The sequence below is a fragment of the Bacillus sp. TH50 genome (genome assembly GCF_016650565.1).
Lineage (GTDB): Bacteria > Bacillota > Bacilli > Bacillales > Bacillaceae_G > Bacillus_A > Bacillus_A mycoides.
In genome coordinates this window covers 1,290,002-1,307,457 of record NZ_JAEKFM010000007.1, presented here as the reverse complement: position 1 = coordinate 1,307,457, position 17,456 = coordinate 1,290,002, and the positions used below count along the sequence as shown (strand labels likewise).

The following is a 17,456-nucleotide window of genomic DNA, read 5'->3' as shown; positions in this document are numbered from 1 at the left end:
AAATATATAAGCCTATTTTTTAACAACAGGTATTTGAATTTCCGTTACTTGCTCCTTCGGATTTTCTGTTACGGACCAATCAATTAATGCAAGTTCCAGTGCATCTCCGCACACTTCATATCCTTCGTTATCAATGTGCTTTAATAATTCCGTATACGTTGCATCTGTTTCTTCATATGGTCCATGGTGATAAGAACAGGCAAATATCCCTTCTTTTATTTCATCTGAAGTATGCGCTTCAAAAGGCATGTAATCCAATAAAATAAACACACTGTTATATGCTTGAAACTCATTTTGCATTAATGCTTTTTTTGAAACTGTTACACCGATATCACCTGAAAATAAACTATTATCAATTTGCTTCATATTTTTTTGCAACGAATGGATATAATATTCAAACATATCATCCGTTGTATTTGGTGCAACTGCAATTGCTGTAATTTTTCGTTTCGGTATCTTTTTATAAATAATTTGATTTGCTTCAGATTTCGTCGCTTTCTTCATTAAATGGATTTTATGTTCCATTTTTGCCAAAGCATACTCGATTTCTCTTTGTTTTTTCAGCATCATTTCTTGTTGTTTTTCAAGTAAATTCAGCGCATAAGATGGATTTCGTTCATCAATATATTTCTTTATTTCCTTTAACGGGATGTTCAATTGGCGTAAAAATTTAATCGTATCTAATAGTGAAAACTGATCAATTGTGTAATAACGATAATTGGTTTGAGGGTCAACAATTGACGGATGAAAAATCCCTTTTTCATCATAATAACGTAATGTAGATTCCGCTATATTATGCATTTTCGCCATTTCCCCAATTGTAAAACGTTGATTTAATAACATTTTTCTTTCTCCATTCATTATATGTAAACTTTATTACTTCCTATTATATATCTATATCCCCCGTTTCTAAAACGAATCCTCTCATGAAAATCTGCTATTTTTTCATTGATTTTTAATAAATTTTATTATATATTAATTACAGGTTCAAATTACAAGTTCAAAAGAACTCGTAAATAGACCCTTTGTTTAATGGATCTTTACATATTATCATTAGGCAAATTCCGAGAAATCGTATGATAAAAATAAAAAATGATGAGGAGAGGATCAAATGGAATTCGAATTTTTCTTTCAGATTGCACTTATTTTATTAAGTACAAAGCTCGCTGGTGACCTTAGTGTTAGATTAGGTCAACCTTCTGTACTCGGTAAATTAATTGTTGGTATCGTTATCGGTCCAGCTATATTCGGATGGATTGAAAATTCAGAGCTTCTAACACAATTAAGTAATGTCGGAGTTATTCTTTTAATGTTTATGGCAGGACTTGAAACAGACTTAGAAGAATTAAACGCAAATCGTAATTCTTCTTTAGCTGTTGCACTTGGAGGTATCGTTCTTCCATTCGTAGGTGGTTACGTTGCCGGTCTTGTTGTCGGTATGGAACAAGGGAATGCTGTCTTTTTAGGATTACTTCTATGTGCAACAAGTGTTAGTATTTCCGTTCAAACACTTCGTGATTTAGGTAAAATGAAAACACGTGAAAGTACGACGATGCTTGGAGCCGCTGTATTTGATGACATTCTTGTTGTTATTTTATTAGCATTTGCAATGAGCTTCTTAGGCACAGATGACGTTAACTTAACAATGATTATCTTGAAGAAAGTAGTATTCTTTGCTTCTATCATTTTAATTGGTTGGAAAGGTGTTCCAACAATCATGCGTTGGTTATCACCGCTTCGCGTATCTGAGTCTATCGTAAGTGCTGCGCTTATCATCTGTTTCTCATTCGCATACTTCGGCGAACTATTAGGAATTGCTGGTATTATCGGTGCTTTCGCAGCTGGTATCGCTATTTCTCAAACGAACTACAAACATGAAGTAGAAAAGAAAGTAGAACCAATTGCTTACGCTATGTTCGTTCCAGTATTCTTTGTTAGTATCGGTATGAATATTACATTTGACGGTATTGGCGATCAAATTTGGTTCATCTTAGCATTAACAGTTATCGCTGTATTCACAAAACTAATCGGTTGTGGATTCGGTGCACGAATGACTGGATTTGATGCAAAGTCTTCTGCAATTATCGGTGCTGGTATGGTTTCTCGTGGTGAAGTTGCACTTATCATCGCAGGAACAGGACTTTCTTCTGGCCTATTAGCACAAGATTACTTTACAGCAATCGTTATCGTAGTTATTTTAACAACGATGATTACACCACCAATGTTAAAATACACTTTTGGTGCAAAAGATAAAGCAATGAAAGCAAGTAAATAAGCTTACTATAATAAAAGGAGATTGCTATCTTAAAAGATAGCAATCTCCTTTTTCATTTTCTCTTTAAACAATTCCATTCGTTTTTAACCATTTTTCAAAAATGGAGCGTGCTTCTTCATCATCGATATCATCATGAAATGAATAGACTTTAATGCCGTAATCATCTATATATTCACCTAGCTTCATTTTCTCCACCTTTTTATAGAAATTGTCTGCCTCATATCGTGGAATATAAGCATCCCAAACTGGTTCTTTTATTCTTTTGTAAGCTGTTATTTCTAAATCATACCCGTCTTCATAATATCCGATGTGATAATGTTTGTTAGGATCATATATCCTCATTTATATTCCCCTTTTATTAAAAATTACTGCTCTTCCAAATTCAGGTTAACATATTTAATCTCATAAACAAAAGCGAGCCTTATATTACAGCTCGCTCCTCTCGTTCTATTTATTAAATACGTTCCATCGCTGTCTTCAACGTTCCAACAATAAAAGCAATTTCTTCACCTGAAATAACGAGCGGTGGCGCTAATGTTAATACGTTATTATACCCTGCTGTTGTCATACCGTTACGCCCAATAATAAGTCCTTTTTCTTTACAAGCATTTACAACACTTGCAATTTTGTCGTTATCAATTGGTTCTTTCGTCACTTTATCATTTACTAGTTCGATTCCAACCAATAACCCTTTCCCTCTAATATTACCAACAAGCGGATGTTCCCCAATTTCTTCTTTTAATTGATTTAATAAAAGCGAACCCATTTGTGCAGAGCGCTCAATTAAATTTTCATTTTCCATAATCTCTAAGTTTTTAAGCGCTAATGCACAAGCCGCTGGATTTCCACCAAATGTATTAATATGGCGGAAGAATTCATATTCTCCTGTTCCTTTAAATGCCTCATAAATTTCTTTTTTTACAGCTGTTGCTGATAATGGTAAATATGCGCTCGTAATACCTTTTGCCATCGTAACGATATCAGGCTTAACGTCATAGTTCATAAACCCAAATGCTTTTCCTGTACGCCCGAAACCACAAATAACTTCATCACTTATAAGTAGTGCTCCATGTTTTTGACACGTTTCGTGAATTGCTTTCATATAGTCTTGTGGTGGCATTAAAATACCTCCGCCTGTAATAATTGGCTCCATAATAAATGCTGCTATCGTTTCACTTAATTCCCATGTCATAACACGATCTACTTCTTTCACACACTCTACATCATAAATATTTTGCGATTCCATTTCTGGCATGCGGTAACAATCTGGAGGCGTTACATGTAAAAAACCTGAAGCAAATGGCTCATATTGATATCTACGTTGTGCTTGGCCAGTTGCCGCCATCGTTGCCATTGTGTTTCCGTGATAACCACGATAACGCGACATAAATTTATAACGATGCGGTTCACCTTTTTGAGCATAATATTGTCTTGCTATTTTAAAAGCTGTTTCATTCGCTTCTGATCCACTATTAGAGAAGAAAATAACATACTCTCCACCAAGCCACTCGTTTAACTTTTCAGCGAGCTTAATTGCTGGTTCATGTGATTGTGACATCGGAAAGTACGATAATGTTTGCAATTGCTTATAAGCTGCCTCTGCGAGCTCTTTTCTTCCATACCCACTATTTACGCACCAAAGGCCACTCATACCGTCTAAGTATCTTTTCCCCTGTATATCTTCAACCCAGCACCCTTCTGCTTTCGCCCCTACCATTGTACTACTCGGGCTAAAGGGACGCATTCCGTGCCACACATATTGCTCATCTTTTGCTAATAATTCATCGGTTTGTTTTGTCTTCATCATTTCTTCCACCTTCCATAACAACTTATTTTTCACAAAGCTGCGCTGGTGCCATGATGAGTTAAATTTCTCCCTGCCTATTTTCATTCCACAAATACAAGACAAATCCTACCAAAATCAAAGTAATATTTATCCCGCTATTTGCGAGCAGTAAAACTCCCACCCAAAAATTCAGCTGGAGCAAAGAAGTTAGGTGGGAGATTAACTGCCCATAAACGCCCGATTGGTGAGGGCTAATAATCAGTGTGGGGGGATGAACAATCCCCCACACTGATTAAATTATAAGAAAATGTCAAAAAAAAGAGGAGCTTTTCTTATATTTCGAAAAGCTCCTCTTTTTTTAATGCGAAGATGCATCACTAATACCATGACCAGTATTAGATTTCACAAGAATTTCATCAAATTTCGCTGCATCTTCTTTCTTACTAGAGAAAACAGTTCCTAAATATGCTGCAAGAAACCCGAGCGGGATCGAAATAATTCCAGGTGTCGTATATGGGAATATCGCTTCTCCAACAAAAATAGCTTTTCCAACTACTGGGTTCCAAACATTTGGACTTAACGCTACAAGAACAATCGCTGATACAAGTCCAACAATCATACCAGAAATTGCTCCTGTTGTATTAAAACGCTTCCAATAGATTGTAAATAATATAACCGGTAAATTTGCACTCGCTGCAACTGCAAATGCTAGTGATACTAAAAATGCTACGTTTAATGTTTGAGCAAATAAAGCAAGTATAATAGATACTATCGCCACCCCAATAGACGCATAACGCGCCATTGACACTTGCTCTTTTTCCGTTGATTTTCCTTTACGGATAATCTCATTATAAAAATCATGCGCGAATGCTGATGCTGCTGTTAACACAAGTCCTGCTACTACAGCTAAAATAGTTGCAAAAGCAATTGCTGATACGAAAGCAAATAAGAAATCTCCGCCTAATGCTTTTGCTAATAAAGGTGCTGCCATATTACCAGCAGGGTTTGCTTTAATAATCGCCTCATTTCCTACAAATGCTGCTGCTCCAAACCCTAAGAAAATTGTCATAATATAAAACGCGCCAATTAACCACGTCGCATATACAACAGATTGACGTGCAGTTTTTGCATCACGTACTGTAAAAAAGCGGACAAGAATATGTGGTAATCCCGCTGTACCAAGGACTAGTCCTAAATTTAAAGAAAGTGTATCAAGACCATCCTTATACTTTACTCCTGGATTTAAAAACGAATCTTTTAATGGAGTAGCTGTTTTCATGTGAGCGAACATTTCAGTCACACTGAAATTAAATTTGGAGAAAACGATAACAGAAATAATAAATGTCCCTGCCATAAGTAGTACAGCCTTTACAATTTGAACCCAGCTCGTAGCTGTCATTCCTCCAAAAATAACATACACAGTCATAAGTGTACCTACGATTAATACAGATGTTGTATATTCAATACCTAATAATAGTTTAATAAGTGCACCCGCACCAACTAATTGTGCAATCATATAAAAAATTGAAATCGTCATCGTATTAAGCGCTGCTATACCACGAACTTTTTTCGCATCAAAACGTGCCGCAATCATATCCGCTAACGTGTACTTCCCTAAATTTCTAAGCGGTTCTGCGACAAGATATAGAACAACTAAATAAGCAACTAAAAAACCGATACTATAAAAGAACCCATCAAACCCAGTTAACGCTATCGCTCCGGCTATACCAAGAAATGACGCAGCAGACATGTAATCCCCAGCAATAGCCAGACCATTTTGCCAGCCAGTTAATCCCCCTCCAGCCGTATAAAATTCACTCGCATTTTTCGTTTTTTTTGATGCAAAATAGGTTATGACGAGCGTACCAAGGACAATAATTAAAAATAGTGCAAACGCAGTAGTATTCAAATTCAGCCCCTCCCTTTTTGCATATCTTGCAGAATTTTTTGCGAAATTTCATCAAAGGATTCGGCTTTCTTGCTGTAAATCATACATAATGACCATGTCATAATAAATTGCGCAAAAGCAAATACCCATGCCCATGTCACATCACCAAACGCCGGTGTATTAAGCACCTTTGAATACGATGTTAAAATAGGTAGTGCTATAAAAAAACTTAAAAAGAAAATACTCATCGGAATGATAAACTTCTTTTTCGTATTTAATAACAATTGAAACTCTTCAGACTGAACAACTTCTGTATAATTCACCTCATTTTTTAACTTACGTGCTGACGTATCATCTCGTTTCATTCTCTGATCCCCTCTCTTAACTTAAAATACAATTCACCTTGCATACACAAAGACTAAATTTTATAAATATTCAGAAACTTATTTTCATTTTAGACAATCCGTACATTCCTGCAAAGATTTTTCGATAGACATTTTTCGTCATTTTCTCCTAAATTTTCAATATACTTTTTTAACATAAAATTTGATTGATTCGATTAAACTTTTATTCCCATTAAAATAGAAGAAAGAAGTAGTGCTTATCGCACTACTTCTTTCTCAGGCTGTGGAGAAAGCCTTCTCCACAGCCTATTTTTGTGTCTGAACCTCTTTTTATGTGTCAACACTGATAAAAAAGAGGAAAAGGAGAGATTTCTTATGATGGGTGCTTTAAAAAATCATCGCGACGAGCGTGTATCTGTTTCTGTAGAAGAATTGGTTCCACAAGATCATTTCCTTCGTGCGATTGAAGCGACAATTAGTTTTGATTTTATTGAGGAGAAGTTACGCCCTTATTATTGTGAAAACAATGGCCGTCCGTCAATCCATCCTATCGTTTTATTTAAGATGATGTTTATTGGATATTTTTATGGTATTCGTTCTGAGCGTCAATTGGAAAAGGAGATTAAAACGAACATTGCCTACCGTTGGTTTTTAGGGTTCTCTCTATCAGATACAATTCCAGATCATTCTACAATCAGTTGGAATCGCCGTACTCGTTTCGTTCATACAAATATTTTCGAAGAAATTTTTGATGAGATTGTGAGACAAGCGACGGAGCGCCGTATGGTAGGAGGACGTGCGTTGATGACAGATTCCACACACATTAAGGCCAATGCCAATAAAAATAAATTTGTACATAAATATAAAAAAGAAAAGGCAAAGTTCTATATAGATGAACTAGAAGCTGCGGTAATCGAAGATCGTGAGGCGTACGGAAAAAAGAATTAAAACCTAGAAAGGAAAGTGATACCCCTACTAAAAAAACTCGGATAAGTACAACGGATCCAGATAGTGGATTTTTAATGAGAGATGGAAAACCGAACGGTTTTCATTTTTTAGATCATCGTACGACTGATGCGAAGTACAATATTATTACAGATACCTATATAACGGCTGGAAATATGGCAGATTCCGAGCCGTATTTAGCACGTCTACAAGCTCAAGTTGATAAATTCGGATTTGAAGTGGAAGCTGTAGCTCTTGATGCAGGCTATTTTACAGGATATATCTGTAAGAAGTTATCAGAAAGAAATATATTTATGGTGATGGGGTATCGCCGATTTGGAAAGAGAAATAAAGAAGTACCGAAAAGCCAATTTAAATATGTAGAAGAAATGAATGCATTTGCTTGTCCGATGGGATGTATTTTAGAATATGCGACAACGGATCGCGAAGGATATCGTCAATATAAATCGAATCCAGAAGACTGCGCTGTTTGTCCGCTACGTGAGGTATGCTTTTCAAAGAAACAAAAACAAAAAGTTATCACCCATCATATATGGGAGAAATATAAAGATATCGCTAGAAAAAACAAACTAACAGCTACAGGGAAAAAGTTGTATAAAGTACGATGTTCAACTATAGAGCGAAGCTTTGCGGATGCAAAAGAACTACATGGCTATCGATATGCTCGGTTTCGAGGGCTGAAATCTGTCCAAATGCAGGCTTACCTCACCGCCGCTTGTCAAAACATGAAAAAAATAGCCCTCCATCTAACCAAAAAGGGGTTGGTGGAGGGCTATTTTTCTAAATTCTACTATTTTTTGTTGTTTTCTTTCGCTAAAATCAAAAAAGATTCCAGAGTGTTGGGAACCCTAAAGGGTTTCCCAACACTCTGAGAAAGAAGTAGTGCTTATCGCACTACTTCTTTCTTTGTCTCCTTTTCTAAATTACGAGCTGTTTCACTTAATTCAACGTCTTTTCCATCTTTAAGTGTTCTAAATATAAAATCGAATACTGGATTTGAAACTCCGAACCAAAACTTTTCATTTTTATAATGGTGTAATATGTGCTGTTTTTTTAGCCATCTTCCAAACTTAGTGAAGGGACGAATCGGTTTATGTGCAATATAATGTTTCCATTCATAAACGAGGAGCATGATAATCATTCCGATTCCGAATGAAAGTGTAACAGTAACACTTTTTGTAATACCATACGTTATAAGTAAATATATAGTAAAGCTAGGTATACTAAACCATACAGGCAAAAATAAAAGTTTTAAATCATCTGGATATACGTGATGATCATAATGTAATCTTCTTAACATTTTTAATAAAAATGCGTTTTTAGGCGGCTTTAAATGGAATAAAAAACGGTGCGTCATATATTCGTTAAACGTATAAAAAACAATCCCAAACATACACGCTAACATACCAATCCATGTAAAAAATTGCATTTTTAAAATAATAATAAAAATTAATAGAACACTATACATAATAACAATATCATGTTGTAAAAAAAACTCTTTCACCACTCTCTTCATCTTACTTCCCCCTTTTCCACAAAAACAGCCGCAACATATCGTTACGACCATTTTTTTCTATTTCATTCTTATTCTATTCACTTTACAAATTTGCCTGCTGTTCTATTGTCGAGAAAAAAGTGTTCGGACCAAATATATTTTGCTTCGGAATAATGTGTTCTACTGCAAACACTGTTACTTCTCCTCTTTGTACTTCTCCAATAATGAGACCAAATACTTCATGATTTACCGCAAACGTTGGTTGTTTCGTTTGCAGTAACCTTGCTGCATTTTTAAATACCGCTTCATATAGTGGATTCCTATCAGTAATTTCTTTTCGGATTTTTGGTGCTAAAGTGATGATAATTTCTTTTCCGTCAATAGTGGTTCGATACATAAAAATCTCCCCTTCAATCTTATATGAACAACTGTAAAGCTTTGTATGCAAAATGGATAGAATATCCTACTAAAATAATACCTGCTCCGGCTGTAATATAGCCAAGTGCTTTTTTCTTTAATAAAGTTCTTCCAAAATGTACAGAAAAAGCAATATTTAAATTCCACAAAATAATACCAACAATAATACAAAGACTGTACAAAAAAGCTTCTTGTTTCGTTACCTTTGTAAGCAACGAGCTAAGTGTACTTCCATATATACCAAACCAAAAAACGAGATTTAATGGATTGGATATCGCAATTAGAAATCCTGCCATAAAAGATTGTTTAAGTCCACCTATCTCTTCTTGTTTATATTCCATATTAGAGTGAGAAATTCCTTGTTTTACACTTTGAAACCCTAAATAAAACAACAAGAAAAAACCAGCGCAATACATAAAAGCTTGTACATATGTATACATAAACACAGAAGATAAACCAAAATAAATAAGCAGCATAAACAAAATATCAGCAGTCATTCCTCCGATTCCAACAATCCACGCATGCCAAAATCCACGTTCAATTCCTCGTTTTAACATTTCAATATTAATCGGACCTACAGGTGCAGCTAATGAAATACCTAATACTATTTGTTGTATAATTGCTCCAAACATCACTCTATCCTTTCTACTTCTTTTACTATTAAGTAATGATGCAAATAAAGAAAATAGACTAGCTTTCATAAAAATTATTCACTAATACAATACCCTTTTTTATCCAAAATATGCAAAAGAGCCATCCAGTTGATGGCTCTTATTTCTCTACCCTATGATGAAAAGGACATTTACCTTTAATCGGCTCAATATCATCCCCTATGAAATATTGTTTCCATTCACGATGATTAGGATCGCCGTAGTGACTAATGTTAGGGTGCTTCGGCAACTGATCCCACTTTTCAACTCGTTCACGGACCATTTGTCTTGAATATGAGCCTTTAGGACGATCTCCTTCTAATCCCTCGAAAATAGTTCGTGGCTGGAATCCAATAACGAGAGAATTTCCTAAATGCCTAGTCTTTCGCTGTTTATAAGCTGGCGCATTCCCAAATGCAAATATTGGTTCACCACCAAATGAAAATTCCCATAAATGATGGTCTGGATTTTTCGGGATTTTCTTTGGCCATAATTGATTATCTTGTTCATGCAAATATTGTAGTACTTTCCAAAAATAATCTCGATAATATTCGATTGATTTTTCTTCACATTCCGGTTCCACAAAAAGAAAAAATCCTCTTCTTACAATTGGCCGTTCTTTCATTAACTCCAAAAAAGATAACATTGTATTGGGTAAATGCCCCCAATCATTATGAGAGAGAAATGAATAACGAAGTTCATTCTTCTTCAAAGCCGTTAAACCGAAATAACACGGAAAAGTTGGTTCTAGCACGACATTCGAAAAATCATGAAATTCCTTTGCAACCCAATTCGGTATGTCGACTCTATTTTTCATCCCTTCATTATCTAATAAATAAGACTCATCCATTCTTTCACCTCATTATGTACAGCATTCACTTAAGAATATTACATACTCGGCTTGTCCTATACCTTTTTAAAAATTCGAAAAAAAATTAATTCAAAATACAAAATTTTAAAAACGCTTACTTGACTAAATTCTACCAATTCATGTATATTTAAATTAATCATTTGGCAGAATATTCGAGAATATAGCATTTTTTATTTATATTATTTTTTGATGAATTTCACTAAATGAAAAAAGGAATCGTTTTTAGGAGGAATTGTGACATGCAAGGAAAAGTAAAATGGTTTAACAATGAAAAAGGTTTTGGATTTATCGAAATGGAAGGCTCTGAAGATGTATTCGTACATTTCTCTGCTATTCAAAGCGACGGCTACAAAGCTTTAGAGGAAGGTCAAGAAGTATCTTTCGACATTACTGAAGGAAACCATGGACCTCAAGCTGCTAACGTAGCAAAACTTTAATCCCACATATGACAGGAGGTTACCTTACTTGGTAACCTCCTTTGTTATTCCTGTGTATATTTCCGTTTTACAGAGCAAAAACTATGTGGAATGCGCAAAATACAAAGGAGGCAATAACAATGGGGTCACATGTAAATGATTTTGAAGAAGTAAAATTCCGTGTAGAAACTGCACAAAAAATGGTAGGTTCTGCAACAATTTCAATGGATCCAGACACATTAGAGCATGCCACTACTGCAGTAGAATCGGCTCGTTCTCAGCTTGAAATCATGAAATCCGTTGCAACGGATTTAGATGAGCCATTTCTAATGAATGAAGAAAAAAAATTAAGTAAATGCGAGCATCAATTACATGAAGCGAAGCACTAAAAAACATCCAGAGAAAATTCTCTGGATGTTTTTTTATGACAATTGCTCCCCATACTTTTTCAACTTCTCTCCAACCGTACATTGCCGTATACAAAAAGAATGGGCATAGTATTTACTATGATTTTTCCGATTATGTTCCTGCAGGAAACACCCTCCGCAATACGTTTCTAATAAGTCATTTACCTCTGTAATGAGTTGCTTCTTCTTCACGTGTGCACCTCTCTATTCGGTTATTTCTTTATGACTATCAATTGTCGTCCCTTCCAATGCTTGCGCTGCTAATTGATGTGCCTCTTTATTTTGTTTTCTAGATATCGGTTCACAAATAAGCTTTAATTTCATTTGCTTCGCTTTTTGTTCAATTTGATCTAAGTAATGATTTAAATGTTCATCATAGCAAGGCCATTCACCAGCTAATTGCTGCAGTACAACTTGAGAATCTCCACGAAGTGTAACTGCTTCATATTTAATTCCTAATTCCTCGAGTGTATTCATCCCGTATAATAATGCTGCATACTCCGCTTCGTTATTATCATATATGCCTTCTATGTATGCATTGCGACGAATTCGGTAATTTGTATTTCCTTTTTTATAGTATACACATATACCAACCCCAGCTTCTTTCGTCTGTACATCATAACCACCATCAAAATAAACTTGAATTTCTTGCGGATCTTCCTCCACTTGCTTACTCAGCTTTTTCATTTCCTTTAATGACCATTCTGCATCCATTTCATCATAAAATGATAGTTCTTTCACTCTTCCTGTTTTCTCAAAATCCTCTGCAAATTGCAGTACATCTTCTATGTTCATATAATCTGTCGTTAATTCCGTCTGCAAACCGCGCTTCGTTTTATACAACCAATGAATTTTATATTTCATACTAGATTCCCCTTTTATAAGACTTCTTATATGTAGCCAGCTAATGAAAGCCTCACTTTATTTTATTATATTGTATCAAGAGTCACAGCATTATATTCAATGTGATTACATACAAAAAGAGCTATCCCTATAGGAATAGCTCTTTCATCTATTGCATAAATCTTTCAAATTGCACTCGCTTATTAATCCAGTACATTACAGGCATACCAATTGCCATTACAACAAATTCACCAACTGCACAAGTTAGCCATGTCAATAAAAATGGCAGATCAAACGCAAGATGAAGTTCAATTGCAATCATAAACATTGTGACTGTAAAAATAACTGTATTAAAAATCATACGAGCCCAAACACCTTTAATGAAGCGCATAGAAATAATAGTTGCAAGTAATGCAAGAATGGATTGCCCTACTCCAAATACTAAATCATAAGCGATCATAGGTGAGAAAAAGAGATTCGTTAAAAATACACCTAATACAATCCCGTAAATTGCTTTCTTATTGAATACAACGAGATGATTAAACATCTCTGAAATACGAAACTGTACACTGGTAAAGCCAAATGGCTGAATAAGCATAGAAACAGCAATATATAATGCCGCTAAAATACCATTACCGACTAATGTCCTTATATTCATGACAAAATCTCCTTAGTTTTTTTACGTGGGATGGTTTCGAACCACGTTATTCGTTTTTTAAGCAACAAGAATATATTCTACGCAATAGACACTCTCTCGTCAATAGATTCCTATCATTAACTACCTTTTTTCTTTTGGACAACGTATAATAAAACATATGAAAGTTTTAGGAGGTTTCACTTCATGACAGCAACAATTCAAAATGAAAAAGTGATCGTTTCCATTTCTGACAAAGGTGCAGAATTACAAAGCGTTCGCTTAAAAGAAGATAACACTGAATACTTATGGCAAGGCGATTCTACTTATTGGGGGCGCCGCGCACCAATTTTATTCCCAATTGTCGGCCGATTAGTAGATAATACATACTACGTAGATGGTAAACCGTATTCTTTAACACAACACGGCTTTGCTCGTGATCTTACATTCTCTGTAAAAGAACAAAGTGAAACGAATATTACTTATATTGTTACTAGTAATGAAGAAACATTAAAAAAATACCCATACGAATTCGAATTACTCGTTTCTTATGAGCTAGATGGACAAATCGTTCATGTAACATATGAAGTAAATAACCCTACTTCAAAAGAGATGTTCTTCTCAATCGGAGCACATCCTGGTTTCAACTTCCCCTTATTAGAGGGCGAATCATTTACAGATTATCATTTATCATTTAATGGTTCTGAACGCTTAGAAACAAGCGTATTAGAAGGACCTTATCTTTCAAGTAAAAAGCAATTAATCGCTGAAAATACGAATGAATTACCACTTACATACGATTTATTCAAAAATGATGCACTTATTTTTGAAAATATGAATACGGATGAAATCTCTATTCGTTCTCATAAACATAATAAATTTGTAAAAATAGAATTTGACGGATTCCCATTTGTCGGTGTATGGACACCAGGCGAGAACGCACCTTTCTTATGTATTGAACCTTGGTACGGGATTGCTGATGAAGTAAATCCGGCAAAAGATTTCAAGGAAAAAAAAGGAATTCAATCTTTACAAACGAATGAAACATTTACATGTCGTTATAGTATTACAATCGGCTAAGTTACTCTATCCCCTACTTCAAAGAAACATATAAGTAGGGGATCATCTTATAATTTGGAGGTTTCTCATTTTGATTGAAGTATATATTGATGGTGCATCAAAAGGAAATCCTGGTCCTTCTGGTGCAGGAGTGTTTATTAAAGGGGTGCAACCAGCTGTACAATTATCATTGCCCCTTGGGACAATGTCCAATCATGAAGCAGAATACCACGCCTTACTTGCGGCATTAAAATATTGCACGGAGCATAATTATAACATTGTCTCTTTTCGTACAGATTCACAACTTGTCGAGCGAGCTGTTGAAAAAGAATACGCAAAAAATAAAATGTTTGCACCACTATTAGAGGAAGCATTGCAGTACATAAAAAGTTTCGATCTCTTTTTTATTAAGTGGATTCCAAGTAGTCAAAATAAAGTTGCTGATGAATTGGCTAGGAAAGCTATCTTACAAAATTAACGGGGGTATGAGTGTGAAAAAGGATTGGATTGCTCCTCTTGCTTTATTATTTGTCTCTTTTATTTGGGGAGCTACGTTTGTTGTCGTCCAAAATGCTATGTCTTTCGTTGGTCCATTTACTTTTAATGGGATTCGCTTTTTATTCGCTGGAATTATTTTATTATTCGTTCAAATGATTTTCTCAAAAAAAGCTTCAAAACAAGATATAAAACAGAGTAGTCTCGCTGGATTGATTGTTGGATTCTTTTTATGTGTTGGCTATTTATTACAAACATTCGGCTTACTTTATACAACTTCTTCAAAAGCTGGTTTCTTAACTGGACTTAGCATCGTGATGGTTCCAATCCTATCTTTTATCTTTTTAAAACAGCGGGCTACCATTTTCATCGTACTTGGCATTGCTGTAGCAACAGCAGGTTTATACTTATTAACGGCTGGTGATTCTTTTCAATTAAACATTGGAGATATACTCGTTCTCGGTTGTGCAGTTGCTTTTGCTGCCCATATTCTTGTTAACGGTTTCTTTTCTAAGAAAATATCACCTTTATTACTAAGCACCTCTCAAGTATTAGCTGTCGGTATATTTTCTTCTATTTGCGCTTTTTTGTTTGAAGATTGGGAAAAATTATTTTCAGTTTCACTATGGACGAATCAATCCTTTTTATTCGCTCTATTTCTAACTTCCCTATTTGCGACATCCATTGCTTTTTTCATTCAAACATCGGCACAAAAACATACTTCTCCAACAAGAGTAGCAATTATTTTCGCAATGGAGCCCGTTTTTGCTGCATTAACAGGCGTTCTAGTTGCAAATGAACAGCTTTCTATTTCTGCTATTATTGGATGTCTATGTATTTTCCTAGGTATGGTTTTTGTTGAATTACCTTCCAAAACAAAAAAAGAAGCGCAGGCTGCGTGAAGTTACGCTTGTAACTTCCGCATAAAAGCCTTAGCGCTTTTTTTATCTGTAATTTCTTCTTCTTTCAAGCGTTCTAATAACGCAACAAAATAACTGCCATCAAACTGTAATTGATGTTTAATCGTCGCTTCTATTGCTACGTTCACAATCCCATCAGATGCACCAGTATATCCTTGTCCGAACATAATAAATCCTTGTGCTTCCTCTGATAATTTAAATCCTTTCGTATGTAAGAATGAAAGATAATCTTCTACTGTTTGCATGATATTCCCACCTACTCAAAAATTCTCCACTTCTTATCATACATGTTTTTATACTCTATGAGAATGAAATTTATTTGACAACTTTGTAAATCTATCGTCTACTTCTTAGAAAAAAGAGGAGTTCCTTACAATATAAAAGAATATGTAAAGTGGAATTTATTTTATATTAAAGGGGATATCGAATGAAACAAGCACTATTAATTATCGATGCTCAGCAAGAATTAATGGATGGAAATGAACAAGAAAATGAAGTTTTTCGTAAAAACGAGCTATTATCTACACTAAATACAGCCGTACAGAAAGCAATAGATGCAAATGCCCTTACTGTTTTCGTAAGAGATATCGATGTTGCTTCTGGTAGCGGAGAAGGATTTGAAGTACATAATCAAATTAAAGTACCTCAGTCTGCAATCCTTATTAATAAAGCAGCAACAAACTCATTCTATGGCACTTCTTTACTTGAACTTTTAAAAGAAGAAAAAATTAATCATATTGTTATAGGTGGATGTAAAACAGAACATTGCATTGACACCGCAGTTAGAACAGCTACTGTACAAGGATTTGACGTTACATTAATTAAAAATGGTCATTCCACAACTGATTCTGACGTATTGTCTGCAGAGCAAATTATTGGTCATCATAATAAAACTCTACACGGTCATTATAATGTTGATCATTTTTCTATGGTGAGAGATGTCGAGGAAGACCTTTTTCAACCTATTCATGATCAATATCGCGATTAATTTGGCTATAAAAAAGAATCCTTTTCACAAAAGGATTCTTTTTTATCCAAAAATTTGCGCTGCAATACTGTATAGTTCTCCATTTCTTTTCAAAAATTGATCACTATTTTTTATCATAATTGGTGGGGTATTAACCTTTTGAAAACCAGTAATCTCTAATTCTTTCATGAAACCTTTCTTTCCTTCTGGTACATCAATTCTTAATTTACCATGATGCTCTCTTGCTAAATAATGTACCATTCTCATTGCCATCGCATCATTTTTAGCAACGACTGGTCCTATTATTTTATTTTCTGGCGTTTGTATACTTAAACCGTAACCTAATACATTTTGTTGTGCATCCTTTGTAACAATACATTGTTCACTTTGTATCATTCGATACTTTAAAAACTCTTCTCTATTTGTTCCAAATGCATCTTTATCTATTTGTATTATTTCTTCTAAATCACGTTCTTCATAATTCACAATATACTCTTCATTTCCTACACAATGGTAATTCGCATTGTACGAGTTACATATGTATTTAGAAACATAACTAACAGCCCTGAATCCTAGCTTTTCATATAAGACTTTTCCCTCGTCCGTAGCAATAAGCATAATGGGAGTTTGAGTTAATACGCTTTTAACGCATGAATCCGTTATTATCTTTCCAATCCCTCTCCCCTTATAATCCGGATGTACAATTACCATTCCAACAGACGCTAGCGCCTCTCCGTATAATATAATTGCCGCACTAGCAATAAGCTCCTTTCTCTCATTCCACACACCGTATACAATACCTGAGTTGAAAATCGTCTCAATTTCTTCTGTATTATAATCCCACCCAATATAAGAAGATAATGCAACAATATCCCCTATTTTTTCTTTTCTAAGACGCTCCACTCTAATTTCCAATTCAATCATTCCCCATCTCCTTATATAGACATTTAAATCATTCTTACTAAATCAACTTGTACATGTTTCCCTTTATTTGCCACACACATATCCTATTTTGACCAAGAC

At 34.9% G+C, this 17,456-nt stretch carries 22 protein-coding genes and 1 riboswitch; of the genes, 8 read left to right on the top strand and 14 right to left on the bottom strand.

The features are described from left to right. Positions 1–12 precede the first annotated feature (12 nt). Positions 13–843, bottom strand: coding sequence for a MerR family transcriptional regulator (locus JFU23_RS23825; protein ID WP_002086530.1), 831 nt, complete (start codon positions 841–843; stop codon positions 13–15). Between the two features lie 268 nt (positions 844–1,111). Here JFU23_RS23825 and JFU23_RS23820 point away from each other — a divergent pair, with 268 nt between their 5' ends. Then, a complete protein-coding gene (locus JFU23_RS23820; protein ID WP_201032822.1) occupies positions 1,112–2,275 on the top strand; it encodes a cation:proton antiporter in 1,164 nt (387 codons plus the stop codon). Positions 2,276–2,338: 63 nt separating this feature from the next. Here JFU23_RS23820 and JFU23_RS23815 read toward each other — a convergent pair whose 3' ends face one another. From JFU23_RS23815 to JFU23_RS23800, 4 genes are all read right to left on the bottom strand, one after another. Then, positions 2,339–2,617 (bottom strand): DUF3986 family protein, encoded by a 279-nt coding sequence (locus JFU23_RS23815; RefSeq protein WP_201032821.1) that lies wholly within the window; start codon positions 2,615–2,617, stop codon positions 2,339–2,341. A 112-nt stretch (positions 2,618–2,729) separates the two neighbouring features. Further along, entirely contained in the window at positions 2,730–4,079 is a 1,350-nt protein-coding gene (locus tag JFU23_RS23810; RefSeq protein WP_043313449.1) for an aspartate aminotransferase family protein, read from the bottom strand. Positions 4,080–4,419: 340 nt separating this feature from the next. Beyond that, positions 4,420–5,970, bottom strand: a complete 1,551-nt coding sequence (locus tag JFU23_RS23805) for a solute symporter family protein (RefSeq protein WP_207193010.1) — start codon at positions 5,968–5,970, stop codon at positions 4,420–4,422. A gap of 2 nt (positions 5,971–5,972) precedes the next feature. Beyond that, positions 5,973–6,314: a DUF485 domain-containing protein gene (locus JFU23_RS23800; RefSeq protein WP_002011894.1), complete on the bottom strand. Its 342-nt coding sequence runs from the start codon at positions 6,312–6,314 to the stop codon at positions 5,973–5,975. A 354-nt stretch (positions 6,315–6,668) separates the two neighbouring features. Between JFU23_RS23800 and JFU23_RS23795 the strand changes: the two genes are divergently transcribed. Next, positions 6,669–8,131 (top strand): IS1182 family transposase gene (locus JFU23_RS23795; protein ID WP_374191747.1). Its coding sequence is split into 2 segments (ribosomal slippage): positions 6,669–7,230 and positions 7,230–8,131, totalling 1,464 coding nucleotides; the frame shifts between segments, so codons are not numbered across the junction. 14 nt (positions 8,132–8,145) lie between these two features. On the opposite strand, the gene JFU23_RS23790 is transcribed toward JFU23_RS23795, so the two are convergent. The 4 genes from JFU23_RS23790 to JFU23_RS23775 all read right to left on the bottom strand — a co-directional run bounded on the left by JFU23_RS23790 (position 8,146) and on the right by JFU23_RS23775 (position 10,671). Then, the gene (locus JFU23_RS23790) at positions 8,146–8,775 is read right to left on the bottom strand and encodes a sterol desaturase family protein (RefSeq protein ID WP_002126527.1); all 630 of its coding nucleotides are present in this window, start codon (positions 8,773–8,775) and stop codon (positions 8,146–8,148) included. 82 nt (positions 8,776–8,857) lie between these two features. Then, positions 8,858–9,151 carry a hypothetical protein gene (locus JFU23_RS23785; protein ID WP_002011898.1) on the bottom strand — a complete coding sequence of 98 codons (294 nt, stop codon included), beginning with the start codon at positions 9,149–9,151 and terminating at the stop codon, positions 8,858–8,860. A 19-nt stretch (positions 9,152–9,170) separates the two neighbouring features. After that, the gene (locus tag JFU23_RS23780; protein ID WP_002030886.1) at positions 9,171–9,803 is read right to left on the bottom strand and encodes a LysE family transporter; all 633 of its coding nucleotides are present in this window, start codon (positions 9,801–9,803) and stop codon (positions 9,171–9,173) included. 139 nt (positions 9,804–9,942) lie between these two features. Beyond that, positions 9,943–10,671 (bottom strand): YqcI/YcgG family protein, encoded by a 729-nt coding sequence (locus tag JFU23_RS23775; protein ID WP_201032820.1) that lies wholly within the window; start codon positions 10,669–10,671, stop codon positions 9,943–9,945. A 260-nt stretch (positions 10,672–10,931) separates the two neighbouring features. On the opposite strand from JFU23_RS23775, the gene cspB reads away from it, so the two are divergent. Continuing rightward, the gene (gene cspB / locus JFU23_RS23770) at positions 10,932–11,129 is read left to right on the top strand and encodes a cold shock-like protein CspB (protein ID WP_201032819.1); all 198 of its coding nucleotides are present in this window, start codon (positions 10,932–10,934) and stop codon (positions 11,127–11,129) included. Between the two features lie 119 nt (positions 11,130–11,248). Beyond that, entirely contained in the window at positions 11,249–11,497 is a 249-nt protein-coding gene (locus JFU23_RS23765; RefSeq protein ID WP_002011905.1) for a DUF2564 family protein, read from the top strand. Positions 11,498–11,530: 33 nt separating this feature from the next. Here the strand turns inward: JFU23_RS23765 and JFU23_RS23760 are convergent, their stop codons facing one another. The 3 genes from JFU23_RS23760 to JFU23_RS23750 form a co-directional block, all read right to left on the bottom strand. Next, positions 11,531–11,707: a zinc-finger domain-containing protein gene (locus tag JFU23_RS23760; protein ID WP_002011906.1), complete on the bottom strand. Its 177-nt coding sequence runs from the start codon at positions 11,705–11,707 to the stop codon at positions 11,531–11,533. A gap of 12 nt (positions 11,708–11,719) precedes the next feature. Next, complete coding sequence (locus JFU23_RS23755) at positions 11,720–12,379, bottom strand: ribonuclease H family protein (protein WP_063217930.1); 660 nt, start codon at positions 12,377–12,379, stop codon at positions 11,720–11,722. 148 nt (positions 12,380–12,527) lie between these two features. Continuing rightward, positions 12,528–13,016 (bottom strand): QueT transporter family protein, encoded by a 489-nt coding sequence (locus JFU23_RS23750; RefSeq protein WP_002011909.1) that lies wholly within the window; start codon positions 13,014–13,016, stop codon positions 12,528–12,530. Positions 13,017–13,022: 6 nt separating this feature from the next. Beyond that, positions 13,023–13,067, bottom strand: a riboswitch (PreQ1 riboswitch). Positions 13,068–13,199: 132 nt separating this feature from the next. On the opposite strand from JFU23_RS23750, the gene JFU23_RS23745 reads away from it, so the two are divergent. The 3 genes from JFU23_RS23745 (at position 13,200) to JFU23_RS23735 (ending at position 15,448) form a co-directional block, all read left to right on the top strand. After that, positions 13,200–14,072 carry an aldose 1-epimerase family protein gene (locus JFU23_RS23745; RefSeq protein ID WP_002189045.1) on the top strand — a complete coding sequence of 291 codons (873 nt, stop codon included), beginning with the start codon at positions 13,200–13,202 and terminating at the stop codon, positions 14,070–14,072. A gap of 70 nt (positions 14,073–14,142) precedes the next feature. Next, positions 14,143–14,529: a reverse transcriptase-like protein gene (locus JFU23_RS23740; RefSeq protein ID WP_000573873.1), complete on the top strand. Its 387-nt coding sequence runs from the start codon at positions 14,143–14,145 to the stop codon at positions 14,527–14,529. 13 nt (positions 14,530–14,542) lie between these two features. Further along, positions 14,543–15,448: a DMT family transporter gene (locus JFU23_RS23735; protein ID WP_201032818.1), complete on the top strand. Its 906-nt coding sequence runs from the start codon at positions 14,543–14,545 to the stop codon at positions 15,446–15,448. 2 nt (positions 15,449–15,450) lie between these two features. Here JFU23_RS23735 and JFU23_RS23730 read toward each other — a convergent pair whose 3' ends face one another. Next, the gene (locus JFU23_RS23730; RefSeq protein WP_001195213.1) at positions 15,451–15,711 is read right to left on the bottom strand and encodes a DUF6123 family protein; all 261 of its coding nucleotides are present in this window, start codon (positions 15,709–15,711) and stop codon (positions 15,451–15,453) included. 182 nt (positions 15,712–15,893) lie between these two features. Between JFU23_RS23730 and JFU23_RS23725 the strand changes: the two genes are divergently transcribed. Beyond that, positions 15,894–16,454 (top strand): cysteine hydrolase family protein, encoded by a 561-nt coding sequence (locus tag JFU23_RS23725; RefSeq protein WP_137056768.1) that lies wholly within the window; start codon positions 15,894–15,896, stop codon positions 16,452–16,454. Between the two features lie 42 nt (positions 16,455–16,496). On the opposite strand, the gene JFU23_RS23720 is transcribed toward JFU23_RS23725, so the two are convergent. Next, positions 16,497–17,357, bottom strand: coding sequence for a GNAT family N-acetyltransferase (locus JFU23_RS23720; protein ID WP_201032817.1), 861 nt, complete (start codon positions 17,355–17,357; stop codon positions 16,497–16,499). Positions 17,358–17,456 lie beyond the last annotated feature (99 nt).